Here is a 16264-nt window from a genome sequence, read left to right on the forward strand (position 1 = left end):
TTAGTATATGAGAATTTGAGCACTGTATCGACGAAGCAATTTCCCACTGCAGTAGAATTTAGAAAGAAGTCTAATGAACTGGAAGGGAATCCTTAAATGATAGATCACGAATTAAAGAAAAAGATTGTTAACACAATCAGTCAATATGAACACAAATGCGACAAAATGCAAAACCAAATTAATACACTGAGAAGTGTCATTAATCAATTGATAATCAATCCTATTGGAATCAACTATGAATTGGATGATCGTCTTTCACAATTAAGAAATTATCTAGATACTGAGTTTGATCCTGTCGTGATAGAAAAAAAGGTGAAGCGTTTAGCAGAAATGCTTTCCAGGATGCAAAAGAAAAAGGCAGAAAATTCACGCCTGGTTAATGGACTAATTAGACAAGGGACTGAATCTATTAGTCGTATTGCTAATAAATCTCAAGATAAAAGGGCTGTTACCAAATTACAAAAAATGCTGGATACCGAGATGGAAAGTCATGCGATCCTGATCCATTTTAATCAAGTTTTAACGCAATGTGTTTCTTCAATTATTAAAGATCTGGAAGAGTTACCACAAACAGCAACGGCAAATGGTTCCAAAAAAACCGTTCAAAATGAGATTAGCTTAAAAGTAAATGACAGCTTGCAGCAATTACTTAATCATTTATCTATTCCTCAGGATTTGGATTCCAAGAGAGTAAACATACAAGTTAATTTAGAACATGGCCTAACTGATGAAGAACTTACTAAAGTTATTGACAGTTTAACGGAGTTGGTAGTTGATGCATTTAATGTTGAACAGAACAGATTCAAAGGATTTCTTCAACAGTTGACCAATCAGTTAAACGATTTCGATCTCTATTTAAGAGCATCCTGTGATTCTCGTAAAAAGGCTTCTGAAGACAGTCGTCAGTTAGAATCAGGAATCCAAGACAATCTTGATCAGATTAAGAACCATCTTGACAGTTCTAAAACAATTGAGGAGTTATCCTCCAAGGTCAGTCAAAATATAAAAATGATTGGTGATAGGTTAAAGGAATATCGCCACAATGAAAAAATCCGAGAGGAAGAGTATGAAAAGCAAGTGACTGAGTTGCAGGCAAGATTGCAGGAATCCGAACAAAATGCTGATGAAATAAAGAATTTGCTTTCTTTTCAGAAATATAGAATCAACCATGACAGTTTAACTGGTTTGCCTAATCGCGAATCGTATGATGAGCATATTTTGGATTCATTGCAGCGCTGGAAACGAAGTTCAAAAGTATTATCCCTCGCTGTATGTGATATCGATCATTTTAAGCGTATTAATGATAATTTTGGTCATCTTGCAGGAGATAAAGTTCTTAAAAAGGTGGCTATGATTTTTAAATCGTCAACCAGGACCGTTGATTTTATAGCCCGAATTGGAGGGGAAGAGTTTGTATTTATCTTTGAACAAACTAACAGTAAGGAAGCATTCAGAGTTTTGGAGAAATTACGTAAATTAGTGGAAGATTGTTTGTTTTATTATCGTGACAAAAAAGTAGATGTTACCGTTTCTTTTGGGTTAACCACTGTTATTGAAAGTGATGACATTGAATCCTTATTTATGCGCGCAGATAATGCTATGTATAAAGCTAAAAATGCGGGGAGAAACAGGGTTGAAGTGTTATAGTGGAATATATTCCAAATATTTTAGAGTATACGGTTTGAAGGATAAGACTCTAGACTGATATCGTTTGTAAATGAACTTGATCTTGTGCTTATGATTTGGGATCATCGTAAATTATTTATTTCAGGTGGTGCCATGAGCAAACTGATTGATATTCCCGTGGTAGTGGAAAGTGGGCAAAAATACAAGACATCACAGGGTGTTACGGCTATCAAAGATGGCGTAAAGTCCTCTGGCCAAAGTCATGAACGAATCCCAAAACCAAAGTGGTTACGTATCGTCAACCATACAACTCCTGCTTATCACCAAGTTAAAGAACAGGTTCAAAAGCATCGTTTGGCAACAGTTTGCGAAGAAGCAAAATGTCCGAATATTTCTGAATGCTGGTCTCATGGTACAGCAACCATTATGTTAATGGGATCAGTATGCACACGTGCTTGTCGATTTTGTTCTGTAGATACAGGAAATCCTCATGGTTGGCTTGATGCAGAAGAGCCGGAAAATACCGCTAATACTGTTGCATTAATGAATCTGGATTATGTGGTTTTAACTTCCGTTAATCGGGATGATTTACCGGATGGAGGAGCGAATCATTACGCACAAACCATTAGAGCGATTAAAAAGCGTTCACCTCGAACTAAAGTAGAGGCTTTAACACCAGATTTTCAAGGTAATGAGAGGGACGTTGCTGTCTTGCTGGATAGCGGTGTCGATGTTTTTGCGCAAAACGTAGAAACTGTTGAGCGCTTGACTCACCCGGTAAGAGATAACCGTGCGGGTTATCAGCAAACCTTGAATGTTCTTGCTTTTGCAAAAAAATATCGACCCGATGTTTTGACCAAAACCAGCTTAATGCTGGGATTAGGTGAAACCGATGAGGAAATTGTGCAAACGATGGATGATCTGCGTGCCCATCATGTGGATATTTTAACTCTGGGACAATATCTACAACCCACTAAAAATCATTTACCTATAGCACGTTATGTAACTCCTGAAACTTTTGCTGAACTAAGACAAATAGGTTTGAAAAAAGATTTTTTTGAAGTGGCTTCAGGTCCCTTGGTTCGATCAAGCTATAGGGCTGACCGAGTTTTCAAGAGGGATAATTTAGGACTTGATGTTTGATGTTAGCACATTGTCCTGTTTATATTTTTCCAATTGGCATAAATAATTTTTCCTCTTAATCGAATAAATTAGATATTCTATTAAACCGTTAAACCGTTCATGCTGAGGAGGTGCGAAGCACCGTCTCGAAGCACAGTCAAATGTAACACGATACACTCTTAACTTTTACGTTTTGAGTAATCTGATAATGCTTGCCAATCCCCATTTATTAAAGCCTCTTTCTTTCTCCGACTCCATCCTTTGATTTGTCTTTCAGCAATCAAGGCTTCTTCACGAGATATGAATTCTTGACTGTATTTTAATTGAATCGGTAATCTTGTGCTTGTATAACAACCAGGAATCATTTTATCTTGATGTTGCGCAAGGCGTTTTTCCAGATTATCCGTTTGACCTGTATAATAACTTTTATCACTGCATTGAAGAATATAAACCCAAAACATTTGGCCAACTTCCTATACTTAATGTTACGTATGCTTCGAGACGGTGCTTTGCACCTCCTCAGCATGAACGGCCTGATGAGAAATCCAATTTATGTAATTCGCCCTTGGGTTTTTATGTGAACCCTCTTCCAATTATCCATAATTAATTGAATAAATTAGATATTTTATCGATCCGTTCATGCTGAGGAGGTGCGAAGCACCGTCTCGAAGCATACACGAATGCAACAAAGTTCGCCCTCAACTTTTACGTTACGCTAACTCAATACCTCGTCTTTTCATGATTTTATGTAAATAATAAGCTACAAAATACATCAGCAGGCCAATCCCTAAAGCACTAATACCCATAATCAAATAATAATTTTTATAATAGGGTAAACTCTCAATAGCAGAATTAATATTTTCCGGTATGGCAACCCAACCCGCTATTCGTCCTGAAATGGCATTGGACATGGAGCTGGCCAAGTACCATACTCCCATGGCAAAGGCTATAGCACGTCCATCACAATATAATCCAATCATGCTAAGACCAATGGCACTGACCCACAATTCAGCAATTGAAATTAAAATATAAGTCAAAGCAATATAATTGCCATTAACTAATCCATTCGTAGCGTTTTGAGCTGCAAAGGCCATAACCAGCAGGGCAATGCCGGAAAGCATGGTGCCTGCAGAAAATTGATAGGGAATAGTGAAGCTAGAAAAAAATCTATAAAAACGGGGAAGCTGACTGCCAATCAGTAAAATGAGCAAGGGATTAAGCATCTGATATTGAGCTGCAGAAATTTTAAACCAAAGAAGACTTAAATCGGAGTTGCTTTCTGCAAATAAAACCAAGGTACTATTCATTTGGTTATATATAATGAAGAATACTATCGCTTCGATTATCAGTAATACAGCTATCATTTGTTTATTACGAATTTCTCCTTTAAGCATAATGGTTTTGATTAAAAACCAAAGAATTCCTAACGCGCATCCTGCACCTATTAATGTACTGGCTATATAAACATGGGTATAGGCATATAAGGTAAGAGAGTAGATGGCTGCAATATAAGCTATCAAGCGCAATAGGCCTTGATTAGAAAATTGGGATTTATCCTTACCCCAAATCACACTGTCATATATCGAGTAACGTTTTGCAAAATTCAAGGCAGCAATCGATTTACCAATAAAAGTTAAGGTAAGCACAGAAAGTGGACCATAACGACTTTCCAATAACACGGGTGCGATCATAGTGGCTAGTAATGCACCAACATTAATGGCCATATAATAATAAGTCATGGCCGATTTGGCTTTAATGGCATCATCGGAATAAATGTGAGAAACCATGCTTGATGCTGTTCCCATTAACAAGGAGTTAGTTGCTGGAATAAAGGCAAAGGCAATAATAAATAATTGATCCCCAAGGGAGCTGATAGTGTATCCACTTAACATGACTAATAAATAAGCACATGCCAGCATGATACTACCCAAGAGAATAGATCTTCTGACGCCAACGATGTTATCTGCCATGTAGCCACCCAAAATAGGCATTAAGTATCCTGTCGCTTGGGTGACACCGATAAAAGCATAGGCTTTGGCTTGGCTGTAGCCTAGTCCCTGAGCTATTAAAGGACGAGTTAAAAATAAAACCAGAACCGTATTTAGGGCATAAACAGAAAATTGGCTCCAAAAAGTAATAAAAATAATATTATTGGTTTGTTTCTGGCGAAGACTTAGTTCTGGAAGATAATTTTTAACTACTTGAGAAATCAATTTCACACCTCATTCCTAATATCAAGATATAAATTTTCTTGTCATCTCGAGCGTTAGCGAGAGATCTCCTGATTCGTGGTGAGATCCTTCACTTCATTCAGGATGACATCGTTCAGAGTGTGATCCTTCACTTTGCTCAGAATGACATTTTTTCTGATGTTTGTCCCCGATACCCTGGAGTGCTTGAGATGATGACTGCAAAAATGCATCGATACATCAGTCTTCAAGGTTATCATTTCTTGGCAAGAACTACATCAATAATATGAGTGTCATGGTAAGGAAAAGTAAATATCCTACTGAAAAGTCGTTTAAGGCGTTGAATTAAAAAATATTTTGGTAGCATACGTATCGATAAAGTATTAAGAAACCAGGTGCCCTCGATACCAAACAGTGCCAATTCATCAATATTATTAAGAGTAATGGGTATTTCAATGCGTTGATGATCAAGGATATTAAATTGATTTTGCTTGAAGGCCAGCAAGAGCTCTTCACGATTTGCAGCAACGGTTGTATTTTTGACTATGGATTTATAATAATGCCCAACAACCCTGCTTAATATAGTATCCTGAGCAATAAATTTAGCCAACTGTTGTTGGGCTACAGGAAAAGAGTCATACGTAGTTGTGATTAAAGAAAAGTGACCGTTGGCTCGTGTTAAATATTTCGCCTCATCAAAGAGGACATTAATAGGGATGTAGGCATTAATAAAATGAGCCAGAACCAAATCCTGGCTATGTGCGGGCAAAAACTTATTGGCTTCCGCAGCGCTCCCTTCAATAGTTGTTAGAGGCAATGCTTCACTCGCTCGTTTCAACATTTCTGATGAAACATCAATCCCCGTGAAATCGGCTTTTGGCATTAATTGGTGTAATTTTTGCAGAAACGATCCATTACCAACTCCCAGATCAAGGATTTTATAATGAGGTTTTAACCCCAAATGAAATTTCCTCATCTGTTCAATGGCAACGTGATGACTTTCGCTAATTGAACCAAAACGATTAGCTGTCGCGTAATTTTCAGCGATTTGGTTATACATGGCCCGCAAGGACATGCAAAATTCCTGTTTAATACGATTTCTCAAGTATATCCTTAAAGGCGGCGATTGGCGACTATTGATTTTGAGAAATCTTTTGTTTTTAACGGACTTCACACAGTGAAAATAGGATTTGTTTAATACCTGTAATTTTTATTGTATACTGCCGTTTTTATAAAAATATATAAAGTCGGGATAGGAATTGATATGAGCAAAATTTATTCACCAAAGTCCATTGATTTATCAAGTTTTCAACTTCCAGATGAAAAGCTTCAAACAAAATATGGGTTGCCCAATAATGTAGAATTTTGCAGAAGTTGTGTTATTTCAAATCAAAGGCCTAATTCCGCTGTTGAGTATGAACATAAGAAAGAGTCAAAAAAACACACTATACATTTCGATGAGCATGGTATTTGTGATGCCTGCCGTGTGGCAGAACGCAAAAAATCAACTATTGATTGGGAAGAGCGAGATAGGCAATTGAGGGAGCTTTGTGATCGTTACAGAAGCAAAGATGGTTCCTATGATTGTGTTGTTCCTGGCTCTGGTGGAAAAGATAGTTTTTATGCTGCCCATGTATTAAAGTATAAATATGGGATGACCCCCTTAACTGTTACTTGGGCTCCGCATATGTATACCCCTTGGGGGTGGAGGAATTTTCAATCCTGGATACATGCCGGATTTGATAATTTCCTGTTTACTCCTAATGGTCGAGTCCATAGATTATTGACAAGACTTGCGGTTGAAAATTTGTTCCATCCCTTTCAGCCTTTTATGATAGGTCAAAAAGCCTATGCTCCCAAAATGGCTTTATTGCATAAAATCAAATTGGTAGTTTATGGAGAAAATGAAGCGGAGTATGGTAATCCGATAGGTGATACTGAATCTGCTAAAAGAGACTGGAAATATTTTACTGCAGAGGATAAAAGTAAAATCTTTTTAGGTGGTACCTCTGTTCAAGAGTTAAAAAGTGATTTCGGCTTAAATGATAATGATTTGGATGCCTATCTTCCAGCAGACCCACAACATATTGAAGATCAACAAGTGGAAGTGCATTATTTAGGCTATTATCTGAAGTGGCATCCACAAAGTTGCTATTATTATTCGGTAGAGCACGGTGGATTTGAAGCGTCTCCAGAGCGAACCCCTGGAACCTACAGTAAATACAATAGCATTGATGATAAAATTGATGATTTTCATTATTACACTACGTTAACCAAATTTGGTATAGGCAGAGCAACATACGATGCATCTCAGGAAATACGTTCAGGGGATATTACCCGTGAAGAAGGTGTTGCCTTGGTAAAACGTTTTGATCAAGAGTTTCCTGAGCGTTTTGCTGAAGAAATCTTTAAATACTTAAGTATGGATCCTAAAGAGTTTCCAATTGCTTCTAAAATGTTTGAGCAACCGATTATGGACAGAGCATACTTCATGGCTTTGGCGGACACTTTCAGATCACCTCATTTATGGAAAAAGGAGGGTGATCAATGGATATTGAGACATCAAGTTACTAATCACGCGAAACAAACTAGAGATTATCTGGAGACGGTTTAATGGGTAATGTCCGTTTAATTGCAAGACTCGATATCAAAGGTCCTAATCTGATTAAAGGGGTACATTTGGAGGGTCTGAGGGTTGTAGGAAATCCTAATGAATATGCTATGGCATATTATGCACAAGGTGCTGATGAATTAATATACATGGATACGGTTGCTTCGTTGTATGGGCGTAATAATTTATCTGAAATTGTAAAAAAGACCGCTGAAAATGTATTTATACCCATCACCGTTGGAGGAGGTATTCGGAGTGTTGATGACGTAAAGCAATTATTGCGCTGTGGTGCTGATAAAGTGGCAGTTAATACAGCTGCAACTAAAAATCCCACTCTTATATCTGATATAGCAAGAAGATTTGGCTCGCAGTGTATGGTTTTATCAATCGAAGCTAAGCGAACTTCAAATGGAAGATGGGAAGTAATGACAGATAATGGTCGCGAACACACAGGAATGGATGTTGTCGATTGGGCTGCAAATGGCGAGGAATTTGGGGCAGGTGAAATTCTCTTAACTTCTATTGATCAGGAAGGCACTCGTAAAGGCTTTGATCTGGAATTAGTGAAACAAGTTTCTCAAGCGGTTTCAATTCCCGTGATTGCAAGTGGTGGAATGGGATGTTTGGAAGATTTAACTGATGTAGTTTGTGGTGCTAAAGCTGATGCAGTAGCGATGGCCGATGTATTGCATTATAAGCGACTTAGTTTGTCAGAGATACGAAATTATGCATTAGCTAAAGGTATTCATGTGAGAACAATATGAGTTCAGTTTCAATTGTAGATTATGGTATTGGTAATTTATTAAGCGTAGCAAGAGCGTTTCAGTATTTTGATACCCTAGTTAATTTTGTAAATACCCCAGAAGAAATTATGCGTGCTGATCGCTTGGTTTTACCAGGAGTAGGCGCGTTTGAAGATGGGATGAAGGGGCTAACTACTTTAAACTTTATAGAACCTATAAAGCAATTTGCACATAGTGGAAAACCTTTTCTGGGAATTTGTCTTGGTATGCAATTGATGTTGACTAAGAGCATGGAGTTTGGTGAACATGAAGGACTTGATTTAATAGCTGGAGAAGTAGTTAACATCCCAATACATGGAGTTGATGGTCAACAGCATAAAATCCCACATATCGGATGGAATGAGTTGGTTACAACTCCTTTTGGAGAGGATTGGGAAGGCACAATATTAAAAAATGTCCCTGTAAATTCATCAGTGTATTTCGTACATTCCTACATGGCTGTACCAAGTGATCCTAAGAAGCGATTAGCAGATACAATGTACGATGGTCAGGCAATTAGTGCTGTGATAAAAGATGAAAATATTTACGGTTGCCAATTTCACCCTGAAAAAAGTGGGAAAGTAGGGTTGGAAATTATTAAGCAGTTTTTACAAATTTAGGATGCAGGAATTGAGAATTTTAGCAATAATACCGGCAAGAGCAGGTTCGAAACGACTCCCGGGGAAAAATATAAAATTGCTTGCTGGAAAACCGCTGATCGCTCACACTATTAATGCTGCTATTCAATCCGATTGCTGTGAGCAAATTGTAGTTTCTACAGATAGTCAGGAAATAGCAGACATTGCAATTCAACACGGGGCTTCTGTTCCGTGGTTAAGGCCCGCAAATTTGTCAGATGATTCGTCCAGTGTAGAAGATGCTGTGATTGACTTGTTAAATAATTATAAAAAAATTAATGTGTCTTTTGACAGTGTTTTATTGTTACAACCTACTTCTCCTTTTAGGAAGCCTGAAACGATAAGAAAGGCAGTTTTAATGCATAAAGCTATAGGTGATAGCGTTGTATCTATCAACAAAGTAAGCTTTAAACCTTCCTGGTACAGAACTATAGATAATCAAGGCAATTTGTGTTACCCCAATGTTTTTAAAGCAGCTGATGTTTCTGAAGAAAGTGAATCAATTTATAAATTGAATGGCGCGATTTATATAGCGACAACCGAGCAGATAATTTCTAAAAAATCATTTTATAGTGATCCAACGAAAGCCTTACTTATGGATAGCCCAATTGAATCTATTGATATTGATACTCCAATCGATTGGGCTCTAACTGAAAAATTAATGGAACTGAACCAAGAGGTTTTAGTATGACTTGTTTCATCATTGCAGAAGCGGGTGTTAATCATAATGGTGATCTTCAGCTGGCTAAAGAACTAGTTTATGCAGCCAAAGAATCAGGGGCAGATGCGGTAAAATTTCAAACATTTAAAGCGGATGCGTTAGTCAACAAAACCGTAGGGAAAGCAGAATATCAAAAAAATAATGCTCCAGAATCCACAACTCAATATGAGATGCTTAAAGCATTGGAACTATCGGAAGACGATCATTATTTGTTAAGTGAACTGGCAAATTCATTGGACATTGAATTTATGTCCACCGGATTTGATGAGCAAAGTATCGATTTTCTTATCTCTTTAGGTGTGAAAAGATTAAAAATACCTTCAGGTGAAATTACCAATATCCCTTATTTACAGCATTGTGCCAGCAAAAAATTACCTTTGATCATTTCAACGGGCATGTGTGATTTGGATGAAGTGAGGACTGCCATAGATACCGTTAAACCGTATTATGAGGGCTCTTTATCTGATCATTTGGTTTTATTGCATTGTACCTCCAATTACCCAGCCGCTTATCAGGACGTGAATTTGAAAGCCATGCAGACCCTGGCTAACCAATTTCAATTGCCTGTGGGATATTCAGACCATACCTTAGGTATTTTGGTGCCAACACTAGCAGTAGGGATGGGTGCTTGTGTCATAGAAAAACATTTTACAATGGATAAGTCTCTTCCAGGACCAGACCATCTTGCTTCTATGAATCCAGAGGAAATGAAGAATTTGGTGCAATCGATTAGAGAGGTTGAAATAATATTAGGAAATGGTGAAAAAAAGCCATCTGATAATGAGCTGCCTATAAGAGCTCTGGTAAGAAGAAGTGTGACTTTAAAATATGATTTGGCTAAAGGTGCTCAAATCAGTGAGGATGATTTAATTTTATTAAGACCTGGTACAGGAATAGCGCCATCAGAAATTTCAAAAATTGTAGGTGCACGGTTAAGTATGAATTTGCCTGCAGGCAGTACTTTATTATGGGAACATATTGAAGAAGCGTAATGACAAGAAAAATAATTTATGTGACTGGCACTCGCGCTGATTATGGGCTAATGCGGGAAGTACTTAAAAAATTACACCAGGCTGAAGACATTGACTTATCGATTTGTGTTACAGGCATGCATCTGGATGCTCTGTATGGAAATACGATTAATGAAATTAAAGCAGATCAGTTCCCAATATGCGGCATTATTCCTGTTGATGTTGTCAATACTCAGCATGGGACTATGGCAAAATCTATTGGTCATGAGCTGTTAGGTCTAACTGAGGTATTGGAACGAGAAAAACCTGATATTGTTTTATTGTTAGGTGATCGAGGAGAAATGTTGGCTGCAGCAATCGCAGCGGTGCATTTAAATATCCCCGTAGTGCATCTGCATGGCGGTGAGCGTTCTGGAACAGTTGATGAAATGGTAAGGCATGCTATTTCCAAATTATCTCATTACCATTTTGTTGCGACAGAGGCATCTAGACAACGTTTGATCAGAATGGGAGAAAAAGAAGAAACTGTCTTTCAAGTGGGTGCGCCAGGTTTGGAAGAAATCATGCAATATAAAACCTCCAGTCGTGACTTATTCAATCATCGTTATGGATTTGATTCGAACAAGAAAATCTGTTTGCTAATTTATCATCCTGTTGTTCAGGAAATTGATTCGATTACGATACAATTTCGAAATGCAATCCAGGCAGCCCTCGCAGCAAATTTACTGATTATTTGTTTAGAGCCAAATTCTGATACCGGTGGACATTTAATAAGAGAAGCCATTCAGGAATATATCCATCATCCTGATGTTAGAATTATAAAACATTTACATCGACCCGAGTTTATTGATTGTCTTGCAAATGCCGATGTGATGCTAGGTAATTCAAGTAGTGGAATTATAGAAGCCGCTTCTTTTAACTTGATAGTGGTTAATATTGGGAGCCGGCAAAATTTAAGGGAACGAAGTGATAATGTCATCGATGTTGGTGTGACTTACGAATCTGTCCTGACAGGTTTAAAAGAGGCGTTAAATACCCCTAAAATTAATTATTCGAATTGTTATGGTGATGGGAATACAAGTGAACGATGCTATCAATTGTTGAAAACTATCCCTTTGAATTCACAAATTTTGAATAAATGTAATGCATACTAAATTAAAAATTATTGGATGTGGTGGACATGCAAAAGTGGTAATTGATGCCTTATCTCTTAATTCCCACTCCTTAAAGGTTTCACTTTGCGATAGTAATAAGAATTTGTTAGGTCAGGAACTATGTGGGATTTTGATTGATTCCACAATGGATAGTTTAGCGAATTATGTTGGTTATGCTCATGTTAGCATTGGGAATAACCAGGCAAGACAAAGTGTTACTAAATTGCTGAATTGTGAGTCAAACTTGTTTACAATTATTCATCCTGCTGCCATTATTGCAAAGACAGCGCGGATTGGTGTGGGTTCTTTTATTGCGGCTCAAGCGATACTAGGACCTGACAGTGAGGTAGGAGAGGGATGCATTATTAATCATGGTGCTGTTGTGGATCATGAGGTGACAGTGGGTTCCTGTTCACATATTGCACCTAATAGTACATTAGGTGGGAGAGTCAAAATTGGAAAACTGGTTTTAGTTGGTGCCGGAGCAGTTGTTTTGCCTGGCGTTACTATAGGTGATGGGGCAATAATTGGTGCTGGCTCAGTAGTCGTGAAGGATATAAAAGAGAACACTATTGTGAAAGGTGTACCTGCAGTCTAAAAGGAATAAAATGATTACTATCAAAGAATTATATGTTAATAAACAGGAAAACCTGAAAACTGCTTTGAGTAAGCTGGATGCTACGGCTCAAGGAGTGTTATTTCTGGTGGATAGTGATGAATGTTTAATAAGAACAGTTACAGACGGTGATATTCGAAGATTACTATTAAAAGGGTTCACATTAGATTCCACTTTGGAGGAATTATCAGAGCATTCATCAAAAGCCCTTCCGATATCAGCTACTATTCAGGATGCTTATCATTTAATGAAAGAGTATGAGTTGGATCATATTCCTGTCATTGATGAAAATAATCGTCCTATACGTTTGATTCACCGACGTGAGCTGTCTTCCAATATCCTGCTTTCTTCGCCTCATATCGGCGAACATGAGCAACAGTATGTACAGGAAGCGTTTGAGACAAACTGGGTAGCGCCTCTAGGACCCAACGTGGATTCTTTTGAGAGAGAAGTGGCGGAATACATTGGTATAAAATCAGCTGTTGCTTTAAGTTCAGGAACAGCCGCTATTCATCTGGCACTGGTTTTACTTAATGTGAAACCAGGAGATATTGTGTTCGCATCCAGTTTTACGTTTGTAGCGACGGTGAATCCTATCCTATATCAAGGCGCGACACCTGTATTTATTGATTCTGATTTAGACACTTGGAATATGTCTCCCGTTGCTCTGGAGAGGGCACTAAGAGAGAGTAAAGCAAACAACAAAATGCCAAAGGCTGTTATCATTGTTAATTTATATGGGCAAAGTGCTAATTATGATGCCTTGTGCCAATTGTGTGATGAGTACAATGTTCCAATTATAGAAGACGCAGCAGAATCTTTGGGGGCTACTTATAACAATAAATACAGCGGGACTTTCGGTAAGTTAGGAGTGTTTTCGTTTAATGGTAATAAAATCATTACCACTTCTGGCGGTGGAATGCTGGTATCCGAAGACGACCATTTAATACAGAGAGCCAGGTTTTTATCAACCCAGGCTCGTGAGCCAGTGCCTCATTATGAGCATACAGTGGTTGGATATAACTATCGTATGAGTAATGTGCTTGCAGGGATAGGTAGAGGACAGCTCAAAGTATTGGAAAAACGTGTCAATGCGAGAAGATTTGTTTTTGACCAATACAAACAAGCTTTGGATTCTTATCCATTTATTGAGATGATGCCAGAGATAAAAAATGGGTTTAGTACTCGCTGGTTATCCACTTTAGTCATTAAATCCACGCCAAGCAAGATAAAACCAGAAGAAGTGATTGATAAATTAAAGCCATTTAATATAGAGGCAAGAAGAACCTGGAAGCCAATGCATAGACAACCGTTATTTGCTGGTTCTAAGTATTATCCTCATGATGAGCAATTTAGTGTTTCAGACTACTTGTTTGATCATGGTATTTGTCTTCCTTCCGGATCAAATCTAACTGCCAGGGATATTGACAGAGTCATTCATTGTCTGAATGATATTTTCAAATCTAAACAAAATGTTATAGAGGTTGTATAACGATTATGAATGAAAATAAAGTATTAAAAGAAACGGTTATTAAAGCGGGTGATATCCAGCCTCTTAAAACATATCTAAAAGATTTATGGCACTACAAGATGTTGCTGTGGGTTTTTACTGCAAGGGATATCAAAGTTCGATATTCCCAAACACTCTTGGGTTTTGGCTGGATAGTGTTATCGCCATTAATTACCGTTGGAGTGTTTACGTTTGTGTTTGGATTTATGATAAAAATCCCCACAGATGGTTTGCCTTATCTTTTATTCTATTTAGTAGCCATTATTCCCTGGTATGCCTTTATGGCAATGATCAATTTAACTATGGGATCGGTAGAAGGCAACTCTGGATTGGTAAATAAAATTTATTTTCCAAGGTTATTATTAGGAGGAACATACACTTTGTCTGCAGGGGTTGATTATATTGTCGGATTCGGTTTAATTATAATTTGCGCTACCATTTATCATAAACTTAATTATCATTTATTCATAATATTCCCACTTCTATTTGTCATTCAAGCGATGTTTGCAATGGGATTGGGGTTGATGCTTGCTCCTTTTAGTACCAGGTACCGCGATTTGAAATTATTTGTGCCTCTGGCTTTGCAATTTTATTATTTCGCAAATCCAATACTCTACCCAATATCAGCCAGTCCTTCCTGGTTACGTTTGTGGTATGAGTTTAATCCCATGAGTATGGTGGTTTGCGCCTATAGAGATGCCTTGAAAGGGGGATGGCCAAACACTGAGCAATTCGTATTTGGTTTTTCGGCTGCAATTTTAGTATTTATTTTTGGATTTAACGTATTTCGTAAACATGAACAATCATTAGTAGACGCATTATGAACTGGATTTTAAGAGTAGATAATTTAAGTAAAGTATATAGGCTAGGTGCTGGTGCCTCCGAACATGGGACTATATATGAGCAACTATCAAAAAAAATTAAAAAAGCACTAATCGGAACAAAAAGTACACCAATTGTCGATGAAGAAAATGTACAACCGGCCTCTGCCAAAGCGGTTATTTCGGATGCACAAACAGAAGGCTTACCTCCTGGATATTTTTGGGCTTTAAAGGATATCAATTTACAAGTCTCTCCTGGCGAACGCATAGGCTTAATAGGTCAAAATGGTTCCGGGAAAAGTACTTTATTAAAAATTTTATCGAGAATTACAACTCCTACTTATGGTGAATTTAGATATAAAGGCCATTTAATTAGCTTGCTTGAGGTAGGAACAGGTTTTCATCCGGAATTGACAGGACGTGAGAATATATACTTAAACGCCGCTATTAACGGGATGACAAAACAACAAATTAATCTTCGATTTAAAGAGATAGTCGAATTTTCCGAGTTAGGTAGTCAGATTGAAACGCCTGTAAAGCGGTATTCCTCTGGAATGTATACGCGACTTGCATTTTCAGTAGCAGCTCATCTTGAATCAGAAATAATACTACTTGATGAAGTTCTTGCAGTAGGCGATCAGGATTTCCAGAAAAAATGCAAGGAAAAGATGCTGGAAGTTGCAAATGATGGACGGACGGTTATATTTGTAAGTCATGATATGAATGCCATAGAGTCCATTTGTAAAAAAGTTATAAAATTGTCTCATGGGTCAATTGTTGAATTTAAAGAGATTGAAATTAATGAAACCGATAATTCAAATTCAGATAAAAAAAATAATTTATCAGTTTCAAACGAACCTAAACAATCCACACCAATCACATTGGATTCAGCATCTGATCCAAAAGAATCATTATGTGCGGAGAGAAATTGGGATAATAATTTAGTTAATGCTCCCCAGATAAAAGATACAATCCAAATTCATTCATTGAAACTTTTGAATAATACCGGGCAAGTTCAAGATAAATTTACAATAAATGAAGACATCACTATTCAAATTCAATATGAGATTAAACGAAATAACTCCAGGATAAATATTAGATTAGATGTGTCTTCATTGAGCGGAGTAAATTTATTTTCGACAATGGATAATTCAGTAAATCCTCATCAAAATTACAGAAAAGCAGGATTTTATTCTCAGACACTCGTTATTCCAAAAGAATTCTTGAATGACGGTCAATTTTTAATTTCACTTGTCATTACAGATTTGGAAAATAATGGACCAGCAATTGTCCGCTCAAATTGTTTATCAATGAAAATCATCGATGATCAACTACCTATTGGTGTAAGAGGGGATTGGTTAGGCTCTTGGCCAGATAGCTTATTAAGACCAAAATTGATTTGGAGCATTAGATCAGAGGAATCTTCTCCTGAATTAATTGATCAGGAATTAGCAATAGAAGAATAGGAATTCCTTGTCATTATTCAAGAATTTTGTGAATAGC

General features: G+C 37.4%; 15 protein-coding genes. 12 read left to right on the plus strand and 3 right to left on the minus strand.

Annotation, left to right across the window (positions count from 1 at the left end; all coding sequences use genetic code 11):
- Positions 1–96 precede the first annotated feature (96 nt).
- Entirely contained in the window at positions 97–1647 is a 1551-nt protein-coding gene (locus tag ACZ5EK_RS03865) for a GGDEF domain-containing protein (RefSeq protein ID WP_464431488.1), read from the plus strand.
- A gap of 132 nt (positions 1648–1779) precedes the next feature.
- The gene (gene lipA, locus ACZ5EK_RS03870) at positions 1780–2769 is read left to right on the plus strand and encodes a lipoyl synthase (RefSeq protein WP_464431489.1); all 990 of its coding nucleotides are present in this window, start codon (positions 1780–1782) and stop codon (positions 2767–2769) included.
- A 158-nt stretch (positions 2770–2927) separates the two neighbouring features.
- Here the strand turns inward: lipA and ACZ5EK_RS03875 are convergent, their stop codons facing one another.
- The 3 genes from ACZ5EK_RS03875 to ACZ5EK_RS03885 form a co-directional block, all read right to left on the minus strand.
- Complete coding sequence (locus ACZ5EK_RS03875; RefSeq protein ID WP_464431490.1) at positions 2928–3209, minus strand: GIY-YIG nuclease family protein; 282 nt, start codon at positions 3207–3209, stop codon at positions 2928–2930.
- A gap of 249 nt (positions 3210–3458) precedes the next feature.
- The gene (locus tag ACZ5EK_RS03880) at positions 3459–4967 is read right to left on the minus strand and encodes a peptide MFS transporter (protein WP_464431491.1); all 1509 of its coding nucleotides are present in this window, start codon (positions 4965–4967) and stop codon (positions 3459–3461) included.
- Between the two features lie 226 nt (positions 4968–5193).
- Positions 5194–6012: a methyltransferase domain-containing protein gene (locus tag ACZ5EK_RS03885; protein ID WP_464426655.1), complete on the minus strand. Its 819-nt coding sequence runs from the start codon at positions 6010–6012 to the stop codon at positions 5194–5196.
- A 189-nt stretch (positions 6013–6201) separates the two neighbouring features.
- Here ACZ5EK_RS03885 and ACZ5EK_RS03890 point away from each other — a divergent pair, with 189 nt between their 5' ends.
- From ACZ5EK_RS03890 to ACZ5EK_RS03935, 10 genes are read left to right on the plus strand one after another with little or no spacing between them, the layout of a single operon-like run.
- Entirely contained in the window at positions 6202–7551 is a 1350-nt protein-coding gene (locus ACZ5EK_RS03890; RefSeq protein ID WP_464431492.1) for an N-acetyl sugar amidotransferase, read from the plus strand.
- Positions 7551–8312: a glycosyl amidation-associated protein WbuZ gene (wbuZ, locus tag ACZ5EK_RS03895; RefSeq protein WP_464431493.1), complete on the plus strand. Its 762-nt coding sequence runs from the start codon at positions 7551–7553 to the stop codon at positions 8310–8312. The genes ACZ5EK_RS03890 and wbuZ overlap by 1 nt, the downstream gene beginning before the upstream one ends.
- Positions 8309–8950: an imidazole glycerol phosphate synthase subunit HisH gene (gene hisH, locus ACZ5EK_RS03900; protein ID WP_464431494.1), complete on the plus strand. Its 642-nt coding sequence runs from the start codon at positions 8309–8311 to the stop codon at positions 8948–8950. The genes wbuZ and hisH overlap by 4 nt, the downstream gene beginning before the upstream one ends.
- A 1-nt stretch (position 8951) precedes the next feature.
- On the plus strand, positions 8952–9659 hold the full coding sequence (locus tag ACZ5EK_RS03905) for an acylneuraminate cytidylyltransferase family protein (protein ID WP_464431495.1): 708 nt from the start codon (positions 8952–8954) through the stop codon (positions 9657–9659).
- A complete protein-coding gene (gene legI, locus ACZ5EK_RS03910; protein ID WP_464431496.1) occupies positions 9656–10681 on the plus strand; it encodes a N,N'-diacetyllegionaminate synthase in 1026 nt (341 codons plus the stop codon). Before ACZ5EK_RS03905 ends, legI begins: the two co-directional genes overlap by 4 nt.
- The gene (gene neuC / locus ACZ5EK_RS03915) at positions 10681–11814 is read left to right on the plus strand and encodes a UDP-N-acetylglucosamine 2-epimerase (RefSeq protein ID WP_464431497.1); all 1134 of its coding nucleotides are present in this window, start codon (positions 10681–10683) and stop codon (positions 11812–11814) included. Before legI ends, neuC begins: the two co-directional genes overlap by 1 nt.
- Complete coding sequence (locus ACZ5EK_RS03920) at positions 11804–12412, plus strand: acetyltransferase (RefSeq protein WP_464431498.1); 609 nt, start codon at positions 11804–11806, stop codon at positions 12410–12412. Before neuC ends, ACZ5EK_RS03920 begins: the two co-directional genes overlap by 11 nt.
- A gap of 10 nt (positions 12413–12422) precedes the next feature.
- The gene (locus tag ACZ5EK_RS03925) at positions 12423–13922 is read left to right on the plus strand and encodes an aminotransferase class I/II-fold pyridoxal phosphate-dependent enzyme (protein ID WP_464431499.1); all 1500 of its coding nucleotides are present in this window, start codon (positions 12423–12425) and stop codon (positions 13920–13922) included.
- Between the two features lie 5 nt (positions 13923–13927).
- Positions 13928–14764 (plus strand): ABC transporter permease, encoded by an 837-nt coding sequence (locus tag ACZ5EK_RS03930; protein WP_464431500.1) that lies wholly within the window; start codon positions 13928–13930, stop codon positions 14762–14764.
- On the plus strand, positions 14761–16227 hold the full coding sequence (locus ACZ5EK_RS03935) for an ABC transporter ATP-binding protein (protein ID WP_464431501.1): 1467 nt from the start codon (positions 14761–14763) through the stop codon (positions 16225–16227). Before ACZ5EK_RS03930 ends, ACZ5EK_RS03935 begins: the two co-directional genes overlap by 4 nt.
- Positions 16228–16264 lie beyond the last annotated feature (37 nt).

This window comes from Legionella sp. JM-2024 (assembly GCF_055389095.1).